The organism is bacterium (assembly GCA_019637795.1).
Lineage (GTDB): Bacteria > Desulfobacterota > Binatia > HRBIN30 > CADEER01 > JAHBUY01.
The window spans coordinates 180,745-199,289 of the sequence record JAHBUY010000001.1 but is presented as its reverse complement, the minus strand read 5'-3'; the positions used below and the strand labels follow the sequence as shown (position 1 = coordinate 199,289).

Below are 18,545 nucleotides of genomic sequence, written 5' to 3'. Positions count from 1 at the left end.
TGTGAAAACGCTATCTACTCCACGGCCGGGCCAGGCGCTGCGCCAGCTCGCCGATGAGTCGATCGATGGGCAGCCGCTCTTGCTGCATGGAGTCGCGATCGCGCAGCGTCACCGTCCCGTCCTGCAGCGTCTGGTGATCGACCGTGATGCCGTACGGGGTGCCGATCTCGTCCTGGCGACGGTAGCGGCGGCCGATGGCGCCCGCCTGGTCGTAGTCGACCGCGAAGTGCGGGCGCAGCAGATCGTAGATCTCCTTCGCCTTTTCCGGGTGCCCGTCCTTGCGCAACAGCGGGAAGACCGCCGCCTTGATCGGCGCCAGTTGCGGGTGCAGGCGGAGCACGGTGCGCGCCTCGCCGTCGGCGACGTCCTCGTCGTACGCGTCGACCAGGAAGGCGAGCGTCGCGCGGTCGGCGCCGGCCGCCGGCTCGATGACGTAGGGGGTGTAGTGCTCGCGCGTCTCGTCGTCGAAGAAGGTGAGATCCTTGCCGCTGAACTCGGAGTGGCGCTTGAGGTCGAAGTCGGTGCGGTTGGCGATGCCCTCGAGCTCCGACCAGCCGATGGGGAACTCGTACTCGACGTCGGCGCAGCCCTTGGCGTAGTGCGCCAGCTCGTCGGCGGCGTGCGGCCGCAGGCGCAGCTTCTCCGGCCGGATGCCGAGGCTCACGTACCAATCGCGGCGCGTCGTGGTCCAGTACTCGAACCAACGGTCGTCGTCGCCCGGCTTGACGAAGAACTCCATCTCCATCTGCTCGAACTCGCGCGTCCGGAAGAGGAAGTTGCCGGGCGTGATCTCGTTGCGGAACGACTTGCCGATCTGGGCGATGCCGAAGGGGATCTTGGCGCGCGCCGTGGTCAGGACGTTCTTGAAGTTGACGAAGATGCCCTGGGCGGTCTCGGGACGCATGTAGACGACGCTGGCGTTCTCCTCGACCGGGCCCATGAAGGTCTTGAACATGAGGTTGAACTGCCGCGCCTCGGTGAGATCGCACTTCTCGAACTGTCCCGGCGCCTTGCTCGGCTTGAGGGGGCACTGGGCGTCGGCGATGTGGTCGGCGCGGAAGCGGCCCTTGCACTCGCGGCAGTCGACCAGCGGATCGGTGAAGCCGGCGAGATGGCCGGAGGCCTCCCACACCCTCGGGTGCATGAGGATGGAGCAGTCGATGCCGACGATGTCGTCGCGCGTCTGCACCATGTCGCGCCACCAGGCGTTCTTGACGTTGCGCTTGAGCTCGACGCCGAGCGGACCGTAGTCCCAGCAACTGTTGAGGCCGCCGTAGATCTCGCTCGACTGGAAGGTGAACCCGCGCCGCTTGGCGAGGTTCACGATCTTCTCCATCGTCACTTCGGTCGTCATCTCGGGGTGCCGCCTGCCTGAGGGGTGAGCCGCCAGCCACTAGCACGGCTGCCGGAGACTACAAACCACGGATTGCACGGATTTCACGCCTGAGGTCGGGATCTGCATCCGCGCCATCCGCGCCATTCGTGGGTGGTCCCCGGCTACCGGGCCCCGCTGTCTCGTTGAGGGGGCCGGCTCAGTTGCCCGATCAGCTTCACCGATTGCAGCGGGCGGGCGAGATGCAGGGAGAGCAGCCGGCTGGTGAGGACACCGGCGTCGGCGCTGAGCGGGCCGAGCGGCACGCCGCGACACGCCTCCAGGGGCAGGTTCTTCAGCCGATCGAGGCGGTGGAGGACGGTGCCGGAGACCGGTTCGGTCGCCTCCTCGGCGCTGCGACAGGCATCGCAGGCCACGGTGCCATGGTGGGTGGCGATCCACGCCCGCTCCTCGTCCCGCCAGGGGCGGCGGCAGCGATGGCAGGCGTCGAGCTGGGGCTCGAAGCCGGCCGCGGCCAGCAACTGGAGCTCGAAGGCGCGCAGGAGGGCGCTGGTGGCGGGGCCGCGCTCGATCTGGGCCAGCGCCTCCTCGAGCAGGCCGAAGACGTTGTGGTGCGGGTCCTCTTCGACCGTCATCCGATCCGTCAGCTCGGCGACGTAGCTGCCGTACGCGAAGCGCGACGGCTCGCAGAAGCCGGCGCTCGGCGCCAACAGCTCGCAGCTCTCGAGGAACGCGAGGCCGGCGCCGGGCTTCTGGCGGAAGTGGACCCGCACCCGAGCCAACGGCTCGAGCGAGTTGGCGAACCGCCGGCGCGAGTTCTTCGCCCCCTTGGCGATGCCGGTCAGCTTGCCGGCGTCCTCGGTCAGCAGGGTCGCGATCTTGTCGCTCTCGCCGTAGGACCGCCAGCGGAGCACGACGGCCCGGCTGCTGCGCGACTCGGCCACGTCGGCAACAAAACATCGGTCCGTTCGGTTGACAAGGCAGCGTCGAAGCTTAGCTTGCGCCGGCCCGACGCCCCCATCGCCCGCGAGCGTCGGTTCGAGAGGCATCATCCCTATGGCATCCGAAGAACCGAAGGACTCCACCGCGACCCCCGAGGCGGGCGGCGATCCCGCCCCGCCGTCGAGCGCCGGCCTGGCGGCCGAGCTCGAGGCCCAACGGGCCGAGACCGAGAAGTTCCGCGATCTCTACCTGCGCGAGCGCGCCGAGTTCGAGAACTACAAGAAGCGGATCCACCGCGATCATGCCGAAGCGGTCCGCTACGCGGCCGCCCACCTCACCCGCGACCTGGCGGACGTCATCGACAACCTGGAGCGCGCCGTCGAGCACGCGCAGGGCGGCGGCAACGGCCAGCCGCTCGTCGAGGGCGTCCGGCTGGTGCTCCAGGGCGCGCTCGATGCGCTGGCGCGTCACGGCATCACCCGCATTGAGGCGGCCGGCGAGGCCTTCGACCCGACCCGCCACGAGGCGGTGGCGAGCGAGCACGTGCCGGACACCGAGCCGAATCGCGTCGTGCGCCAGTTCCTGCCCGGCTACGCGCTGCACGATCGCGTCGTCCGCCCGGCGAAGGTGAGCGTGTCGGCCAGAGGTCCGGTTGAAAGCCCGAAGGACGATGATTAACTCCCGCCTGCCGCTGAGGAATCAGCGCCAAGGAGACTCCCCTACATGGCAAAGGTAATCGGCATTGATCTGGGCACCACGAACTCGTGCGTGGCCATCATGGAAGGTGGCGACCCGAAGGTGATCGAAAACTCCGAGGGGAGCCGCACGACGCCGTCGGTGGTCGCATTCACGGAAGCGGGCGAGCGCCTGGTCGGCCAGATCGCGCGCCGGCAGGCGATCACCAATCCCGAGAACACCCTGTTCGCGATCAAGCGGCTGATCGGCCGCCGCTTCGAGGATCCGGAGGTGCAGAAGGCGCTGAAGGTGGCGCCCTACAAGATCGTCAAGGCCGACAACGGCGACGCCTGGGTGGAGAGCCGCGGCAAGCAGTACAGCCCGCAGGAGGTCTCGGCGATCATCCTGCAGAAGATGAAGCAGACCGCCGAGGACTACCTGGGCGAGAAGGTCACCGAGGCGGTCATCACGGTGCCGGCGTACTTCAACGACAGCCAGCGCCAGGCGACCAAGGATGCCGGGCGGGTCGCCGGCCTCAACGTCCTCCGCATCATCAACGAGCCGACGGCGGCGGCGCTCGCCTACGGCCTCGACAAGAAGAAGGACGAGAAGATCGCCGTCTTCGACCTCGGCGGCGGCACCTTCGACGTCTCGATCCTCGAGCTCGGCGACGGCGTCTTCGAGGTGAAGTCGACCAACGGCGACACCTTCCTGGGCGGCGAGGACTTCGACCAGCGGGTCATCGACTACCTGGCCGACGAGTTCAAGAAGGACCAGGGCATCGACCTGCGCAAGGATCGCATGGCGTTGCAGCGCCTGAAGGAGGCGGCCGAGCGGGCGAAGATGGAGCTGTCGAGCGCCAGCGAGACGGACATCAACCTGCCGTTCATCACCGCCGACCAGAGCGGGCCCAAGCACCTCAACATGAAGCTCACCCGCGCCAAGCTGGAGGCGCTGTGCGCCGATCTGCTCGATCGGCTCGACGGCCCCTGCCAGACGGCGCTGCGCGACGCCGGGCTCTCGGCCAGCGAGGTCGACGAGGTCCTGCTCGTCGGCGGCATGACCCGCATGCCGGCGGTGCAGGCGCGGGTGAAGAAGATCTTCGGCAAGGAGCCCAACAAGGGCGTCAACCCGGACGAGGTCGTCGCCATCGGCGCCGGCATCCAGGGCGGCGTGCTCAAGGGCGAGGTGAAGGACGTCCTGCTGCTCGACGTGACGCCGCTGTCGCTCGGCATCGAGACGCTGGGCGGCGTCTTCACCAAGCTGATCGAGAAGAACACCACCATCCCGACCAAGAAGAGCCAGGTCTTCTCGACCGCGGCCGACAACCAGTCGGCGGTCACCATCCGCGTCTTCCAGGGCGAGCGCGAGATGGCCAACGACAACAAGTTGCTCGGCCAGTTCGACCTGATCGGCATTCCCCCGGCGCCGCGCGGCCTGCCGCAGATCGAGGTCGGATTCGACATCGACGCCAACGGCATCGTCCACGTCAGCGCCAAGGACCTCGGCACCGGCAAGGAACAGTCGATCAAGATCACCGCCTCGAGCGGTCTCAACGAGGCCGAGATCAAGCAGATGGTGCGCGACGCCGAGGAGCATGCCGACGAGGATCGCAAGCGTCGCGAGGCGGTCGAGGCGCGCAATCAGCTCGACGGTCTGGTCTACCAGACCGAGAAGAATCTCGCCGAGCACGGCGGCGAGGTCGACGCCGCGAGCAAGGCGACCATCGAGGAGGCGCTGAAGGACGCCAAGAGCGCGCTCGAGGGCAACGACGCGACGCAGATGCAGGGCGCCATGGAGCGGCTGAACAAGGCGCAGCACAAGCTCGCCGAGGCGATGTACGCCAAGGCGTCCGCGAGTCGCGGCGCCGGCGGCGCCCCTGGCGGCGACGGGGCGCCACCGCCGGGCGGCAATGGCCCCTCCGGCAAGGGCGGCGATGACGTCGTCGACGCGGATTTCGAAGAGGTGAAATAGCGGTCGGCCTCAGCCCTCTGCGGTCTCAGCATGCGCGAGGGGATCCCCCCGATGCTGCCGGACGCATCAGGCCGAGAGCCGACCGCCGACACCTGACAGCATCGGAAGCCCTCCCTCGACTTTCGGGGGAGGGCTTCTGTACTGTCGGCAGAGGATCAGGCGTGGTGGCGAAGCGCGACTATTACGAGGTTCTCGGCATCGAGCGCACGGCCTCCGCCGAGGAGATCAAGAAGGCGTACCGCAAGGTCGCCCTCAAGCATCACCCGGACCGCAATCCGGACGACAAGAAGGCCGAGGAGCGCTTCAAGGAAGCTTCCGAGGCCTACCAGATTCTCAGCGACCCGGAGCGGCGGGCGCAGTACGACCGCTTCGGACACGCCGCCTTCGAGCAGGGCGCCGGCTTCGGCGGCTTCGACTTTTCCGCCGCCGGTTTCGAGGACATCTTCGGCGAGGTCTTCGGCGACTTCTTCGGCGGCGGCCGGCGCGGCCGCTCGCGCGCCCGGCGCGGCGACGATCTCCGCTACGATCTCGAGATCACCTTCGAGGAGGCCGTCTTCGGCGCCGAGAAGACGCTGCGCATCCCCCGCCTGGCCACCTGCGAGGACTGCGGCGGCAGCGGCTCGCGCGACGGCGCGCCGCGCGAGACCTGCGGCGCTTGCCGGGGCAGCGGCCAGATCCGCTTCCAGCAGGGCCTGTTCAGCATCGCCAAGTCCTGCGGCCAGTGCCAGGGGCAGGGCAGCGTCCTGCGCGATCCCTGCCGCACCTGCGGCGGCAGCGGCGCGGTGCGCACGCAGCAGGCGCTGAGCGTCAAGATCCCCGCCGGCGTCGATACCGGCTCGCGCCTCAAGCTGCGCGGCGAGGGCGAGGCGGGCCACCACAATGGTCCGGCCGGCGATCTGTACGTGATCGTGCACGTCCGCGAGCACCCGCTCTTCAGCCGCGACGGCTCCAACATCGTCTGCGAGGTGCCGATCGGCATCACCCAGGCGGCGCTCGGCGCCGAGATCGACGTGCCGACGCCGCACGGCAAGGTGAAGATGAAGATCCCCGCCGGCACCCAGTCCGGCAACGTCTTCCGCCTCAAGGGCAAGGGCGTGCCCGACCTGCGCGGCTACGGCCAGGGCGACGCGCTGGTGCGCGTGATCGTCGAGACGCCGCGCAAGCTCACCGCCAAGCAGCGCGAGCTGCTGGAGGAATTTGCGCGCCTGAGCGGAGAAGAGGTACATCCGATCTCCAAGGGGTTCTTCGACAAGGTGAAGGAGATGTTCGGCTGATGCTCTCGCTCCGCGTCCGGCCCGGTGGCCACCCAAACGGCGCGCCGGCCCGGCGGAGCGCGCGCGTCGCCGGCCTCCTGCTGCTGCTCGCCGTCCTCGGCGCCTGCGGCGGCCGCACCGTCCCCCTCGAAGACCAACCGCTGCCCTACCGCCAGGCCGAGGACAACTTCCGCCTCGGCAACTACGAGAAGGCGGCGCGCGCCTACGGCATCTTCCTCGACAGCGAATCGAGCGAGGACTTTCCCGAGCTGGTGCCGCGCGCCTACTACCGCATGGCGCTGTCCGAGTATCGTCGCGGCCGGTACGCCGAGTGCCTGGCGGCGCTCGACAAGATGGAGCGCCGGCTGCCGGACAAGGAGTACCCGCAGGTGTATGCGCTGCGCGGCGACGCCGAGATGGCGCGCGGCAAGACCATGGCCGCGCTGCGCTGGTGGGAGCAGGGCTGGCAGGTCTCCGACAGCGCGGAGCGGCGCGATGCCAAGCAGCACATCGCCGAGGCGCTCGATCGCATGGACGCGAGCTCGCTGGCGCGCGCCCGCCAGGTGCTGACCGAGCCGCCGCTGCAGCAACTGGTCGACGAGCGCCTGCAGGGCGCGGGCGGCGGCCGCGCCGGCGCCAAGCCGGCCCCCGGCACCGCCGCGCTGCCGCCGCCGTCGCCCAGGCCGGGCATGCCGGCGCCGTCGGGCCCGCCGGTGCCGGGGGCGAATCCCCAGGCCCCGGTGCCGTCGACGGCGCGCATCGGCGTGCTCCTGCCGCTGAGCGGCGAATTCGCCTCCTACGGCCAACGCTCGCTGAACGGCATCAAGCTCGGCGTCGGCGCCCTCGCCGGCCAGCTCGACGTGCGCGACGACAAGGGCGATCCCGCGGTCGGCCGGCAGGCGTTCGACGCCTTCATCACCGATCCCAACGTCATCGCCGTCATCGGGCCGCTGCGCAGCAAGGTGGCCGAGGTCGTGGCGCCGCGCGCGGAGACCGCCGGCGTGCCGACGATCCTGCTGTCGCAGCAGGACAGCGCCACCGGCCAGTGGGTGAAGCAGCCGGCCATGACCTCCGCCAGCCAGGCGGCCGAGCTGGCCGCGTACGCCATCGGCCGGCAGGGTCTGCGCCGCTTCGGCATCCTCTATCCCAACGATCCCTACGGCGTGGCGCTGTCGTCCGCGTTCCGCGACGAGGTGACGCGGCGCGGCGGCACGGTAGTCGGGTCGATCGTCTACGATCCGCACCAGCGCGAGTTCAATGTCGAGCTGCTGAGCGTCGACAAGTGGATCAAGGGCGACGGCTTGCAGGCGGTCTTCATCCCCGACTTCGCCGACAGCGCCATCCCGCTCGCCAGCCAGTTGCGCACCGCCCATCCCGATGTCGCGCTGCTCGGCAGCAACGGCTGGAACGATCCCGGCGCCCTCGGCCCGGCGTCGGCCGACCTCGACGGGGCGATCTTCGTCGACGGCTTCTTCCCCAGCAGCACGCGGCGGGCGACGCAGGAATTCGTCGCCGCCTATCGCGGCGCGTACGGCGGCGCGACCCCCGAGATCCTCGAGGCGCAGGCGTACGATGCCGGCATGCTGGTCGCCCGCGCGCTCCAGGGCGGCGCCCGCAGCCGGCTGCAGATGGCGCAGACCCTGCAGACGCCGCGCACCGTCGAGGGGGCCGCGGGGACCATCGGCATCCTGCCGCAGGGCATCCAGCGGCAGCTCTTCCTGCTCAAGCTGAGCAACGGCACGATCAGCGAGATCCCGGCGTCCAGCCGCGCCAGCAATTCGCCGCAGGCGGCGGTTGCGCCGGCGGCCGCCGACACGCTCGCCGGCGCCGCCAGCGCCCCCTGAGGGAGCGAGGCGCCGCCCGTGCCACGGCGAGGGCGGAGCGTCCGTCCGGCGGGCGAGCACGCCCTGCTGGCGCGACTGCTGCCGACGCTGCCCGGCGCCGGGCGCGGCGTGCGGCTCGGCCCGGGCGACGATTGCGCCGTGTTGGCGCCGGGCGGGCGGACGCTGTTGCTCACCGTCGACGCGCTGGTGGAGAACGTCCACTTCCGCCGCGCCTGGCTGACGCCCGCCGCGCTCGGGCGCCGCCTCTTCGCGATCAATGCCAGCGACCTGGCGGCCATGGGCGGAACGCCGCTCTGGTGCGTGCTGCAGATCGCGGCGCCGCGCCGCGGCGCGGCGGCCGACGCGGTCGCGATCTCGCGCGCCGTCGCGGCGGCGGCGCGGCGCGCCGGGGCGACGCTGGTCGGCGCGGCAACCCGTCGCGCGCCGGCGCGCTCTCCGCCTCGCTGGCCCTGGTCGAGCGTGGCGCCGCCGCGGCCAGTGACCCGCGCCGGCGCCCGGCCCGGCGACGCGCTCTACGTCACCGGCCGACTCGGCGACGCCGCCCTCGGCGTGCGGCATCTGCGGCGCGGCGATGCGACGGCCGCCGCCGTGCGCCGCTGGCGCGCGCCGACGCCGCGCCTGACCGCCGGCGCGGTGCTGGCCCGCCGCCGCATCGCGTCGGCGATGATCGACATCAGCGACGGCCTGCTCCAGGACCTCGGCCATCTCTGCGCCGCCAGCCGCGCCGGGGCCCGAGTCGAGCTGGCGCGCCTGCCCTGCTCGCCGGCGGTGCGCCGCGCCGGCCTCGCCCTCGCCCTCGCCGGCGGGGAGGACTACGAGCTGCTGTTCGCCGTGCCGCCGCGCCGCGAACCGGCGCTGCGGCGCGCCGCCGCGGCCCTCGGCTGCCCGATCACCCGCATCGGCGAGTGCACCCGCGACCGCGGCGTGCGCGTCGTCGACGCCGCGGGCCGCCCCGTCACGCCGCGCCAGCGCGGCTTCGATCACTTCGCCTGACCCGCGTGGGCGGCCGGTCGCGCTGCGGCGTGGGCCGTGCGAGAATCGCGCTCCGATGACGCCGGAGCGGTTGCGCAGCATCTTCGATCGCGTGGCGCGTGGCGAGCTGGCGCCGGACGCGGCGGTCGAGGCGATCCGCCACCTGCCGTTCGAGGACCTGGGGTTCGCCAAGGTCGACCATCACCGGGCGCTGCGCAGCGGCGTCCCGGAGGTGATCTTCGGCCCCGGCAAGACGCCGGCGCAGATCGTCGCCATCGCCCGCGCGCTGCTGGCGCGCGAGCAGAACGTGCTGGTCACCCGCCTCGATCCCGACGCGGCGGCGGCCGTGTGCGCCGAGCTGCCGATGCTCACCTACGACGCGCACGCCCGCGCCGCCTCCTGGCGGCATCCGGAGACCGCGGTGGGCGGGCGCGGCACCATCGTCGTCGCCGCCGCCGGCACCGCCGACCTGCCGGTCGCCGAGGAGGCGGCGCTCACCGCCGAGCTCATGGGCAACGCCGTGGACCGCGTCTACGACGTCGGCGTCGCCGGCATCCACCGCCTCTTCGCCCACCACGATCGGCTGCGACAGGCGAGCGTGCTGATCGTGGTCGCCGGCATGGAGGGCGCGCTGCCGAGCGTCGTCGGCGGCCTGGTCGATCGGCCGCTCATCGCCGTCCCCACCAGCATCGGCTACGGCGCCAGCTTCGGCGGCCTGGCGGCGCTGCTGGCGATGCTCAACTCCTGCGCCGCCGGCGTGACCGTCGTCAACATCGACAACGGTTTCGGCGCCGGCATCGCGGCGGCCCTGATCAACCGCGATCAGCGCGGCGCGGACGCGCCGCCGCCGATCTCCGGCGCCTGAGCACCGCGCGCGTGCGCGCCCGCCCTCCACTTCGCGGGCGGGCCCGGCTATAAGCCGCGCATGCCGGCCGGTCGCCACGAGAGTCGCCTGACGCGCGGGCGCGCCAAGCGGGTGCTCAAGGTCGGCGAGCTGGCCACCTCGGTCGGCACCTCCTACGTGTGGGAGGCGCTGAAGAGCCCGTTCCGCTCCAAGGACAAGCGGCAGCAGGCGCTGCTCGACACGCACATCCGCAACGCGGTGCGCATCGTCGAGAGCTCGAAGGAACTGAAGGGCGCCTTCATGAAGCTGGTGCAGATGCTGTCGATGCGCGACGACATGCTGCCGGCGGAGGCGCTGCGCGTCCTGTCGGTGGTGCAGTCGCAGGTGCCGCCGATGGCCTACGCCGAGATCCGCGCCCAGGTGAAGCGCGAGCTCGGCAAGCACCCGGAGCAGTTGTTTCGCGAGTTCGACGAGCAGGCCTTCGCCGCCGCCTCGCTCGGCCAGGTGCACCGCGCGGTGCTGAAGAACGGCACCGAGGTGGTGGTGAAGGTGCAGTATCCGGGCGTCGACGAGACCGTCGAGCAGGATCTCTCCAACATCAAGGCGCTGCTGCAGGTCTTCCAGCTCATCGGCCGCGACGTCATGCAGCAGAAGATCGACAACCGCGAGGTCTACCAGGAGCTCGAGGAGCGCCTGCACGAGGAACTCGACTACGTCAACGAGGCGAAGAACATCGCCCTCTTCCAGAAGATGTTCCGCGACGACCCCGAAGTCGTCATCCCCGAGGTCTATCCCGAGTACTCGTCGCGCCGGGTGCTGACCATGAGCCGCCTCGAGGGCTACCCGCTCGCCGACATCCTCAAGCCGGGCATCGACCAGGACACGAAGGACTGGGTGGCGATCAAGTATTTCCGCGTCACCTGGCGGCAGATCTTCGAGTTCGGCACCCTGCACACCGATCCCCACCCGGGGAACTACCTCGTCACCTTCCACCCCCGCCTGGCGATCCTCGACTTCGGCAGCATCCGCGTCTTTCCCGAGCAGATCCGCCGCGCCTATCACGCGCTGGCGACGGCGATGCTGGGCAACGACACGCCGGCCATGGCGAGCGCGCTGGTGCGCCTCGGCTTCCTCGACCGCGGCGACGATCCGGCGCCGATGCTGCGCATCATGCGCCTGATCTTCGAGCCGGTGCTGATCGACAGGAAGTACGACCCGCGGAAGTACGACGTCCTCGAGCGCGGCATGCAGGTGGCCACCATCGGCATCGAGAACCGCCTCTTCAAAGCCCCCGGTCACCGCGTGTTCCTGGCGCGGGCGCTGATCGGGCTCGACGCCTACCTGAAGCAGCTCGGCACGGTCGCCAACTGGCACCGGCTGTTCAGGGAGTGCGTGGAGGCGTACGGCGACTGACGCGGCAGAGGACCACGGAGGCGCTCGGAACGATGCGGGAGTGGTGGCGGCGCGCCGTCTTCTACGAGATCTACGTGCGCTCCTTCCAGGACGCGAACGGCGACGGCGTGGGCGATCTCGCCGGCATCACGGCGCGCCTCGACTATCTCAACGACGGCACGGCCCGCTCGCTCGGCGTCGACGCGCTGTGGCTGACGCCGATCAATCCGTCGCCGATGTTCGATTTCGGCTACGACGTCAGCGACTACACCGCCGTCGATCCCCTGTTCGGCTCGCTCGGCGATCTCGACCACCTGCTCGCCGCGGCGCACCGCCGCGGCATGAAGGTCATCCTCGACCTGGTGCCGAACCACACCTCGCACCTGCACCCCTGGTTCATCGAGTCGCGCCGCAGCCGCGCCGCCGCCAGGCGCGACTGGTACATCTGGCGCGATCCGGCCCCGGACGGCGGCCCCCCCACCAACTGGGTGAGCAGCTTCGGCGGTCCGGCGTGGTCGCTCGACCCGACCACCGGCCAGTACTACCTGCACTCCTTCCTCGCCGAGCAGCCCGATCTCAACTGGCGCAACCCGGCGGTCGTGGCGGCGATGCGGCAGGCGATCGACTTCTGGCTGCGGCGCGGCGTCGACGGATTCCGCGTCGATGTCATCCACAAGCTGATCAAGGACGACCAGTTCCGCGACAACCCGCCGCCCGACGCCGACGATCCGCACCCGATCCGCGACTACTTCGGCCAGCAGCACGTCTGGGACCACGACCGCCCGGAGGTGCACGAGATCATCCGCGGCTGGCGTCGCCTGCTCGACCAGCACGGCGACCGCACGATGGTCGGCGAGGTCTACCTGCTCGAACCGGCCAAGGTCGCCGCCTACCACGGCGCCGCCCTCGACGAGCTGCCGCTGGCCTTCAACTTCGCCTTCCAGTGGACGCCGTGGGACGCCGAGCTGTTCCGTCAGCGGGTCGAGGAGGTGGAACGCCTGTGGCCGCCGGGCGCGCAGCCGACCTACGTGCTGTCCAGCCACGACGCGCCGCGCCACCGCACCCGCTTCGACCATCCCGAGCACGGCGATGCCCGCGCCCGCGTCGCCGCCCTGATGCTGCTCACCCTGCGCGGCACGCCGTTCCTCTACTACGGCGAGGAGCTCGGCATGCGCGACGGCGAGATCCCACCCGAGCGCATCTGCGATCCGGTCGGCAAGCGCTTCCCCGCCCTCGGCCGCGATCCGGAGCGCACGCCGATGCCGTGGGACGCGTCGCCGCACGCCGGCTTCAGCGCCGAGCCGCCCTGGCTGCCGCTCGGCGCGGAGTGGCCGACGGTGAACGTCGCCGCGCAACGCGACGACCCGCGCTCCCTGCTGTCGTTCTACCGCCGCGTCATCTGGTGGCGGAAGACGTCGCCGGCGCTGCTCGAGGGCACCCTGCGGGTGCTCGACGCCCCGCCCGGCGCCTTCGTGTACGCGCGCGACCACGCCGCGCAGCGGCTGGTCGTGGGGTTGAATTTCGGCGAGGTGCCGGTCGAGGTGTCGTTGCCGGCGCATGGTCACGTCGTCATCTCGACCCGCGGCCGGGAGGCGGCGGTCACCGGCCGCCTGCTGCTGCAGCCCGTCGAGGGCGTGATCGTCGTGACCCAATAGTGATGGAGGGCGCCGCTCCGTCGGCGCCGCTTGAAGGGGGAGCATTCGCTCCAGATCGTCAGGCGCCGACGGAGCGGCGCCCTCCAGGAGACGGCATTGGATTGGAAGCTGATCGTATCGACCTTCGGGGCCATCTTTCTCGCCGAGCTCGGGGACAAGACGCAGCTCGCGGCGGTCACGTTGAGCGCCTCGACGAAACGGCCGGTGGCCGTATTCGTCGGCGCCAGCCTCGCCCTGGTGGCGGTCAGCGCCCTCGGCGTCGCCGTCGGCGCCGGCCTGGCGGAAGTCATCCCGCTGAGCGTGGTCCGCAAGGTCAGCGCCGCCCTCTTCGTGCTGATCGGGATCGCGATGCTGATGGAGTGGCTATGAGGGAAACGCCGCGACGTCGATCTCGGTTCCCCGCTCCGCGGCTTCGTACACCGCGGCGGCCAGGCGCTGCGCTTCGACGCCGACCTCCAGGCCGGGGTCGGGATCGCGGTCGGCCAGCAGGGCCTCGATGAACGACAGGTCCTGCAGCAGATAGGGAACGCCGTACCAGTCGGCGAAGCGGTCCGCGGCGCGGCCGCGCCGCGCCGCGAAGCGCTCGTGGATCGCCGGCCAGCGCAGGAGCTCGAGCGGGTCGTCGCCGCGCTGCAGCTCGATGTCGCCGCGCATGTCGGCCTCGCTGGCGAGGAACCCGCGGCGGCAGAAGACCTCCAGCCGCCGGTTCGACGGCCGTTGCAGCATGTCGTGCCAGATCGTCACCAACTGGGCGCGCAGTCCGGTGGCGAAGGCGAGCTCCACCGCCACGTAATCCTCGACGCCGTCGTGGCCGGCGTGGTTCTGCCGCCAGGCGCGCAGCGTCGCGATCGGTCCGAAGAGCCAGGCGAGCAGATCGAGATCGTGGACGCCGTGCTCGATCAGCGTGCCACCCGCCGTCTGCTGGCGATCGGCGCGCCAGCGGGTGTCGTGCAGACCGCGGATCGGAAAGCACTGGTCGTCGCGAAAGACGACCGCCATCGGCGCGCCGAGGGCCGGGTCGACGAGCAGGTCGCGGATCACGCCGTAGATCGCCGAGAAGCGCAGCACCAGCCCGATCTGCGCTCGCACGCCGGCGCGCTGGACGGCGGCGTGCATCGCCCGCGCCTCGGGCAGCGACATGGCGAGCGGCTTCTCGCAGAACAGATGGCGACCGGCGGCGGCGACGTCGCGCACGATCGCCGCGTGGTGCACGGTCGGCGTGCAGACGAACACCGCGTCGACCGCCGCGCCGCGCAGGAGCGCGGCGTGATCGGGATAGACCTCGGCCCAGCCGTAGAGGGTCTGGAAGCGGTCGCGCGTCGCGGCATCGGGATCGGCCACCGCGACCAGCTCGAGGCGATCGGGCATCGCCTGGGCGATCGTCTGCAGGACGGCCGCGTGCGTGCTGCCGATCATGCCGCCGCCGATGAGCCCGATGCGGACGCGCTGCATGCGGCGGGGGCTAGCATCGCCGGCGCGGCCACGGCAACAACCGGCGCGCACAACCGGCGCGGACAACCGGACGCGGCTTGCGTCGCAGGCACCGCTCCGCCATCTTCCCGCCGCGCATGTTCTCGAAATACGTCACCGTCGACGGCACGGCGCTGAGCTACTTCCACACCGGGGCTTCGACGCTGCCCGGCGTGCCGCCGGCGCTCGCGCGCGGCGAGCTGCTGCTCTTCCTCCACGGCGCCGGCTCGAACGCGCACACCTGGCATCGCCAGCTCGCGCACGTCGCCGCCGCGCACTCCGCGGTGGCGCTCGACTTCCCCGGCCACGGCCGCTCGGGCAGCACCGAGGGGTTGCCCGACCTCGACGCCCACGTTCGCTGCCTGGCCGGATTCGCCGATGCGCTCCGGCTGCGACCGGCGGTGCTGGTCGGCCGCGCGATGGGCGGCGCCGTGGCGCTCGCCTTCGCCCTCGCCCACCCGGCGCGGGTGCGCGCCCTGGTGCTGGTGGCGACGCCGACCGCCTTCGCCATTCCGCAGGCCAGCCTCGACACCTGGCGCGAGGTCACCATGGGGCGCGCCACCCAGCCCTTCGCCATGAACCTGTTCTCGCCCGCGGTCGACATGGCGGTGGTGCGCGAGTGTTTCATGGAGCAGGTGAAGACCGATCCGCGCGTCCGCTATACGGACCTGCTCGCCTGCGACGGCGTCGATCTCGGCGATCGGCTCGCCGCCGTGCGGGTGCCGACGCTGGTGATCACCGGCCGCGACGACCACTTCGCGCCGCCCGCGCAGGCCGAGGCGCTGCAACGCGGCATCGCCGGCGCGCGCCTGGTGGTGATCGACGGCGCCGGCCACATGCTGACCAGCGAGCAGCCCGCGGCCTTCAATGCCGCGGTCGACGAGTTTCTCGCGGAGCTGCCGCGATGAGCCTCCTCGATCGCGCCGTCATCGCCGGCGTGTACGAACACCCGACGCGCTGGGCGCCGGACAAGACCCAATACCAGATCTGCGCCGAGGCGGCGCGCGGCGCCCTCGCCGACGCCGGGTTGACCATTGGCGACGTCGACGGATTTCTCACCGCCGGCGTCGGTCCGATCGGCATCATGACCCTCGCCGAGCACCTGAACCTGACGCCGCGCTTCCACGATGCGACCAACATCGGCGGCTCCTCGTTCGTCGCCCACGTGCTGCACGCCGCCGCCGCGATCGCCGCCGGCCTTTGCGAGACGGCGCTGATCGTCTATGGCAGCACGGCGTCGTCGGAGCGGTTCGCGGTCGGCACCGGCGGGCTCACCAGCGGCGACCCGCCGGACCAGTTCGAGGTCCCCTTCGGGCCGACGGTGCTCAACGCCTACGCGCTGGCCGCACAGCGCCACATGCACGAGTTCGGCACCACCGCCGAGCAACTGGCGGAGATCGCGGTGACGATGCGCCGCCACGCCGGGCTCAACCCGCGCGCCAAATACCGCGACCCGATCACCGTCGCCGACGTGCTGGCGTCGCGGGTCGTCTCGTCGCCGCTGCACCTGCTCGACTGCTGCATCATCTCCGACGGCGGCGGCGCCATCGTCGTCACCAGCGCCGAACGGGCGCGCGACCTGGCGAAGGCGCCGGTGCGCATCCTCGGCGGTAGCGAGTCGCTGTGCCACACCGCCATGGGCCGGCGCGACCTCACCGACATGGCGGCGAAGGCATCGGGACCGCGCGCCCTGGCGATGGCCGGCGTCGACCACGCCGACATCGACCTCTGCATGCTCTACGATTCCTTCACCATCACCGTCCTGCTGACGCTCGAGAATCTCGGCTTCTGCGCCAAGGGCGAGGGGGGCGCCTTCGTCCAGAACGGCCGCCTCGGCCTCGGCGGCGCGCTGCCGACCAACACCGACGGCGGCGGGCTCTCGTCCAACCACCCCGGCATGCGCGGCATCTTCCTGGTCATCGAGGCGGTGCGGCAACTGCGCGGCGAGTGCGGCCCGCGCCAGGTGGCGGACTGCGCGATCGCGCTCTGCCACGGTACCGGCGGCATGCTCGGCCTGCGCCACAGCGGCGTGACCCTGGTGCTCGGACGATGAGGACGGCGTCCACGCGGAGGCGCGGAAGAGCGGAGCGAGGCGGCACGCGCCGGTGCTCCGCGTCGCCGCGCCAAGGCGCTCGGGGGTCCGACCATGGCTGATGCGAAGTACGCCAAGCCGCTGCCGCGGATCGACGAGGAGTCAAAGGGTTTCTGGGAGGCGTGTCAGCGGCGCGAGCTGGTGATCCAGCGCTGCGCCGCCTGCGGCGCGCTGCGCCACTACCCGCGGGCGCTGTGTCCGACGTGCCTCTCGGACGCCGTCGAGTGGGTGCGCTGTTCGGGGCGCGGGACGGTCTACACGTTCACCGTGACGCACCAGAATCAGGCGCCGGGGTTTCGCGATGCGCTGCCGTACGTCCTCGCTTACGTCGAGTTGGAGGAGGGCGTGCGCCTGCTGGCCAACATCGTCGGCTGCGCGCCGGAGGCGGTGCGCATCGGCATGGCGGTGCAGGTGGCGTTCGAGGATGCGACGGCGGCGGTGACGCTGCCGACGTTCGCGCCGGTGTGACTCCCGTCCGCGATCGCGCGCTCCTCTACGCCACCGGCTTCCTGCGCGCCTTCGCGACGGGAATGGTCGGCGTGATGCTCGGCCTCTACCTGGCCGACCTGGGATTCGGCCCGGCGCTGATCGGGACGATCGTCGGCGTCGGCCTCGCCGGCGCGGCGAGCGCCGTTCTGGCCGTGACCATGATCGGCGATCGGGTCCGGCGCCGCGCCTGGCTGATCGGCCTGTCGCTGCTCAGCGCCGCCGGCGCGGCGGCGGTGGCGGGGGCCTCGTCCGCCGGAGTCATCGCCGTCGCCGCCGCGGTCGGCATGGTGAACGGCATGGGGCGTGATCGCGGCGCGGCGCTGGTGGTGGAGCAGGCGGCGCTGCCCGCCACCACCGACGACAGCGGACGCACGACGGCGTTCGCCTGGCTGAGCGTTCTCCAGGACGTCGGCCATGCGCTCGGCGGTCTCGCCGCCGGGATTCCGGCGCTGCTCGGGCGCGGCGACGACCTCGCGGTCCTGCGCCTGACGATGGCGGCGCCGGCGGCGCTGGCGGTGCTCTGCGCGGCGCTCTACGCCGCCCTCTCGCCGGCGGTCGAAGTGGACGCCACGACCGCGGCCGAACGGCGGCTGAGCCCCGAGAGTCGCGGCATCATCGCCCGACTGGCCGGGTTGTTCGCGGTCGACAGCATTGCCGGCGGCTTCCTGGCGACGGCGTTGCTCGCCTACTTCCTCGCCGAGCGCTTCGGCGTCGGCGGCGGGCTGCTGGGGCCGTTGTTCTTCGTCGCCCGGATCGCCAACGCCGGATCCCACCTCGCCGCGGCGTGGCTCGCCAAGCGCATCGGGCTGGTCAACACGATGGTCTTCACCCACATCCCGTCGAGCCTGCTGCTGATCACCATCCCGTGGGCGCCGACCTTTCCCATCGCCGCCGCGTTGTTCGTGCTGCGCGAGGGCCTGGTGGAGATGGACGTGCCGACTCGCCAGTCCTACACCATGGCGGTGGTGCGGCCGGCGGAGCGCACCACCGCCGCCGGCGTCACCAACCTGGTCCGCCTCGCCGGCTGGGCCGTCGGCCCCGCCTTCGCGGGCGCCCTGATGCAGGGCGGGGCGCTCGCCGGCCCGCTCTACGTCGGCGCCGCGATGAAGATCGCCTACGACCTGCTTCTGTACCGCGCCTTCCGCCACCTGCCGCCGCCGGAGGAACGGTGACCGCGCCGCGCGTCTATGACAGGAACAGCGCCCGCGAGCGGCGGGCGTAGGCGATCAGGATCAGCAGCGCGAAGGCGACGGCGGCTGGGCCGACGTTCGCCGCGTCGTTGCCGGCGAGGTGCGTGTAGATGGCGCCGATCATGATGACGATCAGGCCGGCCGCCGACCAGAAGGCGAGGCGCGGGATCAGCAGCGCGATGCCGCCGAGAAACTCGCTGGCGCCGATGAACAGCCGGAAGGCGTCCGAATAGCCGCTCTTGGCGAAGCCCTCGACGGCCTGCGGGTTGCCCAGCAGCTTGGGCGGCGAGGCGACGACGGTGAAGAGAAGGAACAGCAACACGCTCGCGATCCAGGCGGCGATGTTCACTGCGCGATGGGATGTAGCCATGTCGCCTCTCCTCGGTGGGTGTCGGTTCGTGGGTTAATGTCGCCCGGCGC

At 71.4% G+C, this 18,545-nt stretch carries 17 protein-coding genes; 13 read left to right on the top strand and 4 right to left on the bottom strand.

The window, feature by feature from the left end; genetic code table 11:
- Positions 1-10: 10 nt before the first annotated feature.
- Positions 11-1,336 (bottom strand): glycine--tRNA ligase, encoded by a 1,326-nt coding sequence (locus KF840_00940; protein MBX3023452.1) that lies wholly within the window; start codon positions 1,334-1,336, stop codon positions 11-13.
- A gap of 161 nt (positions 1,337-1,497) precedes the next feature.
- Positions 1,498-2,277: a DNA repair protein RecO gene (gene recO, locus KF840_00935; protein MBX3023451.1), complete on the bottom strand. Its 780-nt coding sequence runs from the start codon at positions 2,275-2,277 to the stop codon at positions 1,498-1,500.
- A gap of 112 nt (positions 2,278-2,389) precedes the next feature.
- On the opposite strand from recO, the gene KF840_00930 reads away from it, so the two are divergent.
- The 9 genes from KF840_00930 (at position 2,390) to KF840_00890 (ending at position 13,253) form a co-directional block, all read left to right on the top strand.
- Positions 2,390-2,953, top strand: coding sequence for a nucleotide exchange factor GrpE (locus KF840_00930; GenBank protein MBX3023450.1), 564 nt, complete (start codon positions 2,390-2,392; stop codon positions 2,951-2,953).
- Positions 2,954-2,998: 45 nt separating this feature from the next.
- Positions 2,999-4,924: a molecular chaperone DnaK gene (gene dnaK / locus KF840_00925; protein ID MBX3023449.1), complete on the top strand. Its 1,926-nt coding sequence runs from the start codon at positions 2,999-3,001 to the stop codon at positions 4,922-4,924.
- Between the two features lie 164 nt (positions 4,925-5,088).
- A complete protein-coding gene (dnaJ, locus tag KF840_00920) occupies positions 5,089-6,198 on the top strand; it encodes a molecular chaperone DnaJ (GenBank protein MBX3023448.1) in 1,110 nt (369 codons plus the stop codon).
- Entirely contained in the window at positions 6,198-8,021 is a 1,824-nt protein-coding gene (locus KF840_00915) for a penicillin-binding protein activator (GenBank protein ID MBX3023447.1), read from the top strand. Before dnaJ ends, KF840_00915 begins: the two co-directional genes overlap by 1 nt.
- A 63-nt stretch (positions 8,022-8,084) precedes the next feature.
- Positions 8,085-9,014, top strand: coding sequence for a thiamine-phosphate kinase (gene thiL / locus KF840_00910; GenBank protein ID MBX3023446.1), 930 nt, complete (start codon positions 8,085-8,087; stop codon positions 9,012-9,014).
- A 55-nt stretch (positions 9,015-9,069) separates the two neighbouring features.
- Positions 9,070-9,858 (top strand): nickel pincer cofactor biosynthesis protein LarB, encoded by a 789-nt coding sequence (gene larB, locus KF840_00905; protein ID MBX3023445.1) that lies wholly within the window; start codon positions 9,070-9,072, stop codon positions 9,856-9,858.
- A 60-nt stretch (positions 9,859-9,918) separates the two neighbouring features.
- The gene (locus KF840_00900) at positions 9,919-11,250 is read left to right on the top strand and encodes an AarF/ABC1/UbiB kinase family protein (protein ID MBX3023444.1); all 1,332 of its coding nucleotides are present in this window, start codon (positions 9,919-9,921) and stop codon (positions 11,248-11,250) included.
- 32 nt (positions 11,251-11,282) lie between these two features.
- Positions 11,283-12,884 carry a DUF3459 domain-containing protein gene (locus tag KF840_00895; GenBank protein ID MBX3023443.1) on the top strand — a complete coding sequence of 534 codons (1,602 nt, stop codon included), beginning with the start codon at positions 11,283-11,285 and terminating at the stop codon, positions 12,882-12,884.
- 96 nt (positions 12,885-12,980) lie between these two features.
- Complete coding sequence (locus KF840_00890; protein MBX3023442.1) at positions 12,981-13,253, top strand: TMEM165/GDT1 family protein; 273 nt, start codon at positions 12,981-12,983, stop codon at positions 13,251-13,253.
- Here KF840_00890 and KF840_00885 read toward each other — a convergent pair.
- Positions 13,248-14,336: a Gfo/Idh/MocA family oxidoreductase gene (locus KF840_00885; GenBank protein ID MBX3023441.1), complete on the bottom strand. Its 1,089-nt coding sequence runs from the start codon at positions 14,334-14,336 to the stop codon at positions 13,248-13,250. The two genes, KF840_00890 and KF840_00885, sit on opposite strands and share 6 nt — an antisense overlap.
- Before the next feature lie 116 nt (positions 14,337-14,452).
- Here KF840_00885 and KF840_00880 point away from each other — a divergent pair, with 116 nt between their 5' ends.
- From KF840_00880 to KF840_00865, 4 genes are all read left to right on the top strand, one after another.
- On the top strand, positions 14,453-15,262 hold the full coding sequence (locus KF840_00880; GenBank protein MBX3023440.1) for an alpha/beta fold hydrolase: 810 nt from the start codon (positions 14,453-14,455) through the stop codon (positions 15,260-15,262).
- Entirely contained in the window at positions 15,259-16,407 is a 1,149-nt protein-coding gene (locus KF840_00875) for a thiolase (protein ID MBX3023439.1), read from the top strand. The genes KF840_00880 and KF840_00875 overlap by 4 nt, the downstream gene beginning before the upstream one ends.
- 93 nt (positions 16,408-16,500) lie before the next feature.
- Positions 16,501-16,914, top strand: coding sequence for a Zn-ribbon domain-containing OB-fold protein (locus KF840_00870; GenBank protein ID MBX3023438.1), 414 nt, complete (start codon positions 16,501-16,503; stop codon positions 16,912-16,914).
- Positions 16,911-18,107, top strand: a complete 1,197-nt coding sequence (locus KF840_00865; protein MBX3023437.1) for an MFS transporter — start codon at positions 16,911-16,913, stop codon at positions 18,105-18,107. The genes KF840_00870 and KF840_00865 overlap by 4 nt, the downstream gene beginning before the upstream one ends.
- A gap of 13 nt (positions 18,108-18,120) precedes the next feature.
- Here the strand turns inward: KF840_00865 and KF840_00860 are convergent, their stop codons facing one another.
- Positions 18,121-18,495, bottom strand: a complete 375-nt coding sequence (locus tag KF840_00860) for a DoxX family protein (GenBank protein ID MBX3023436.1) — start codon at positions 18,493-18,495, stop codon at positions 18,121-18,123.
- Positions 18,496-18,545 lie beyond the last annotated feature (50 nt).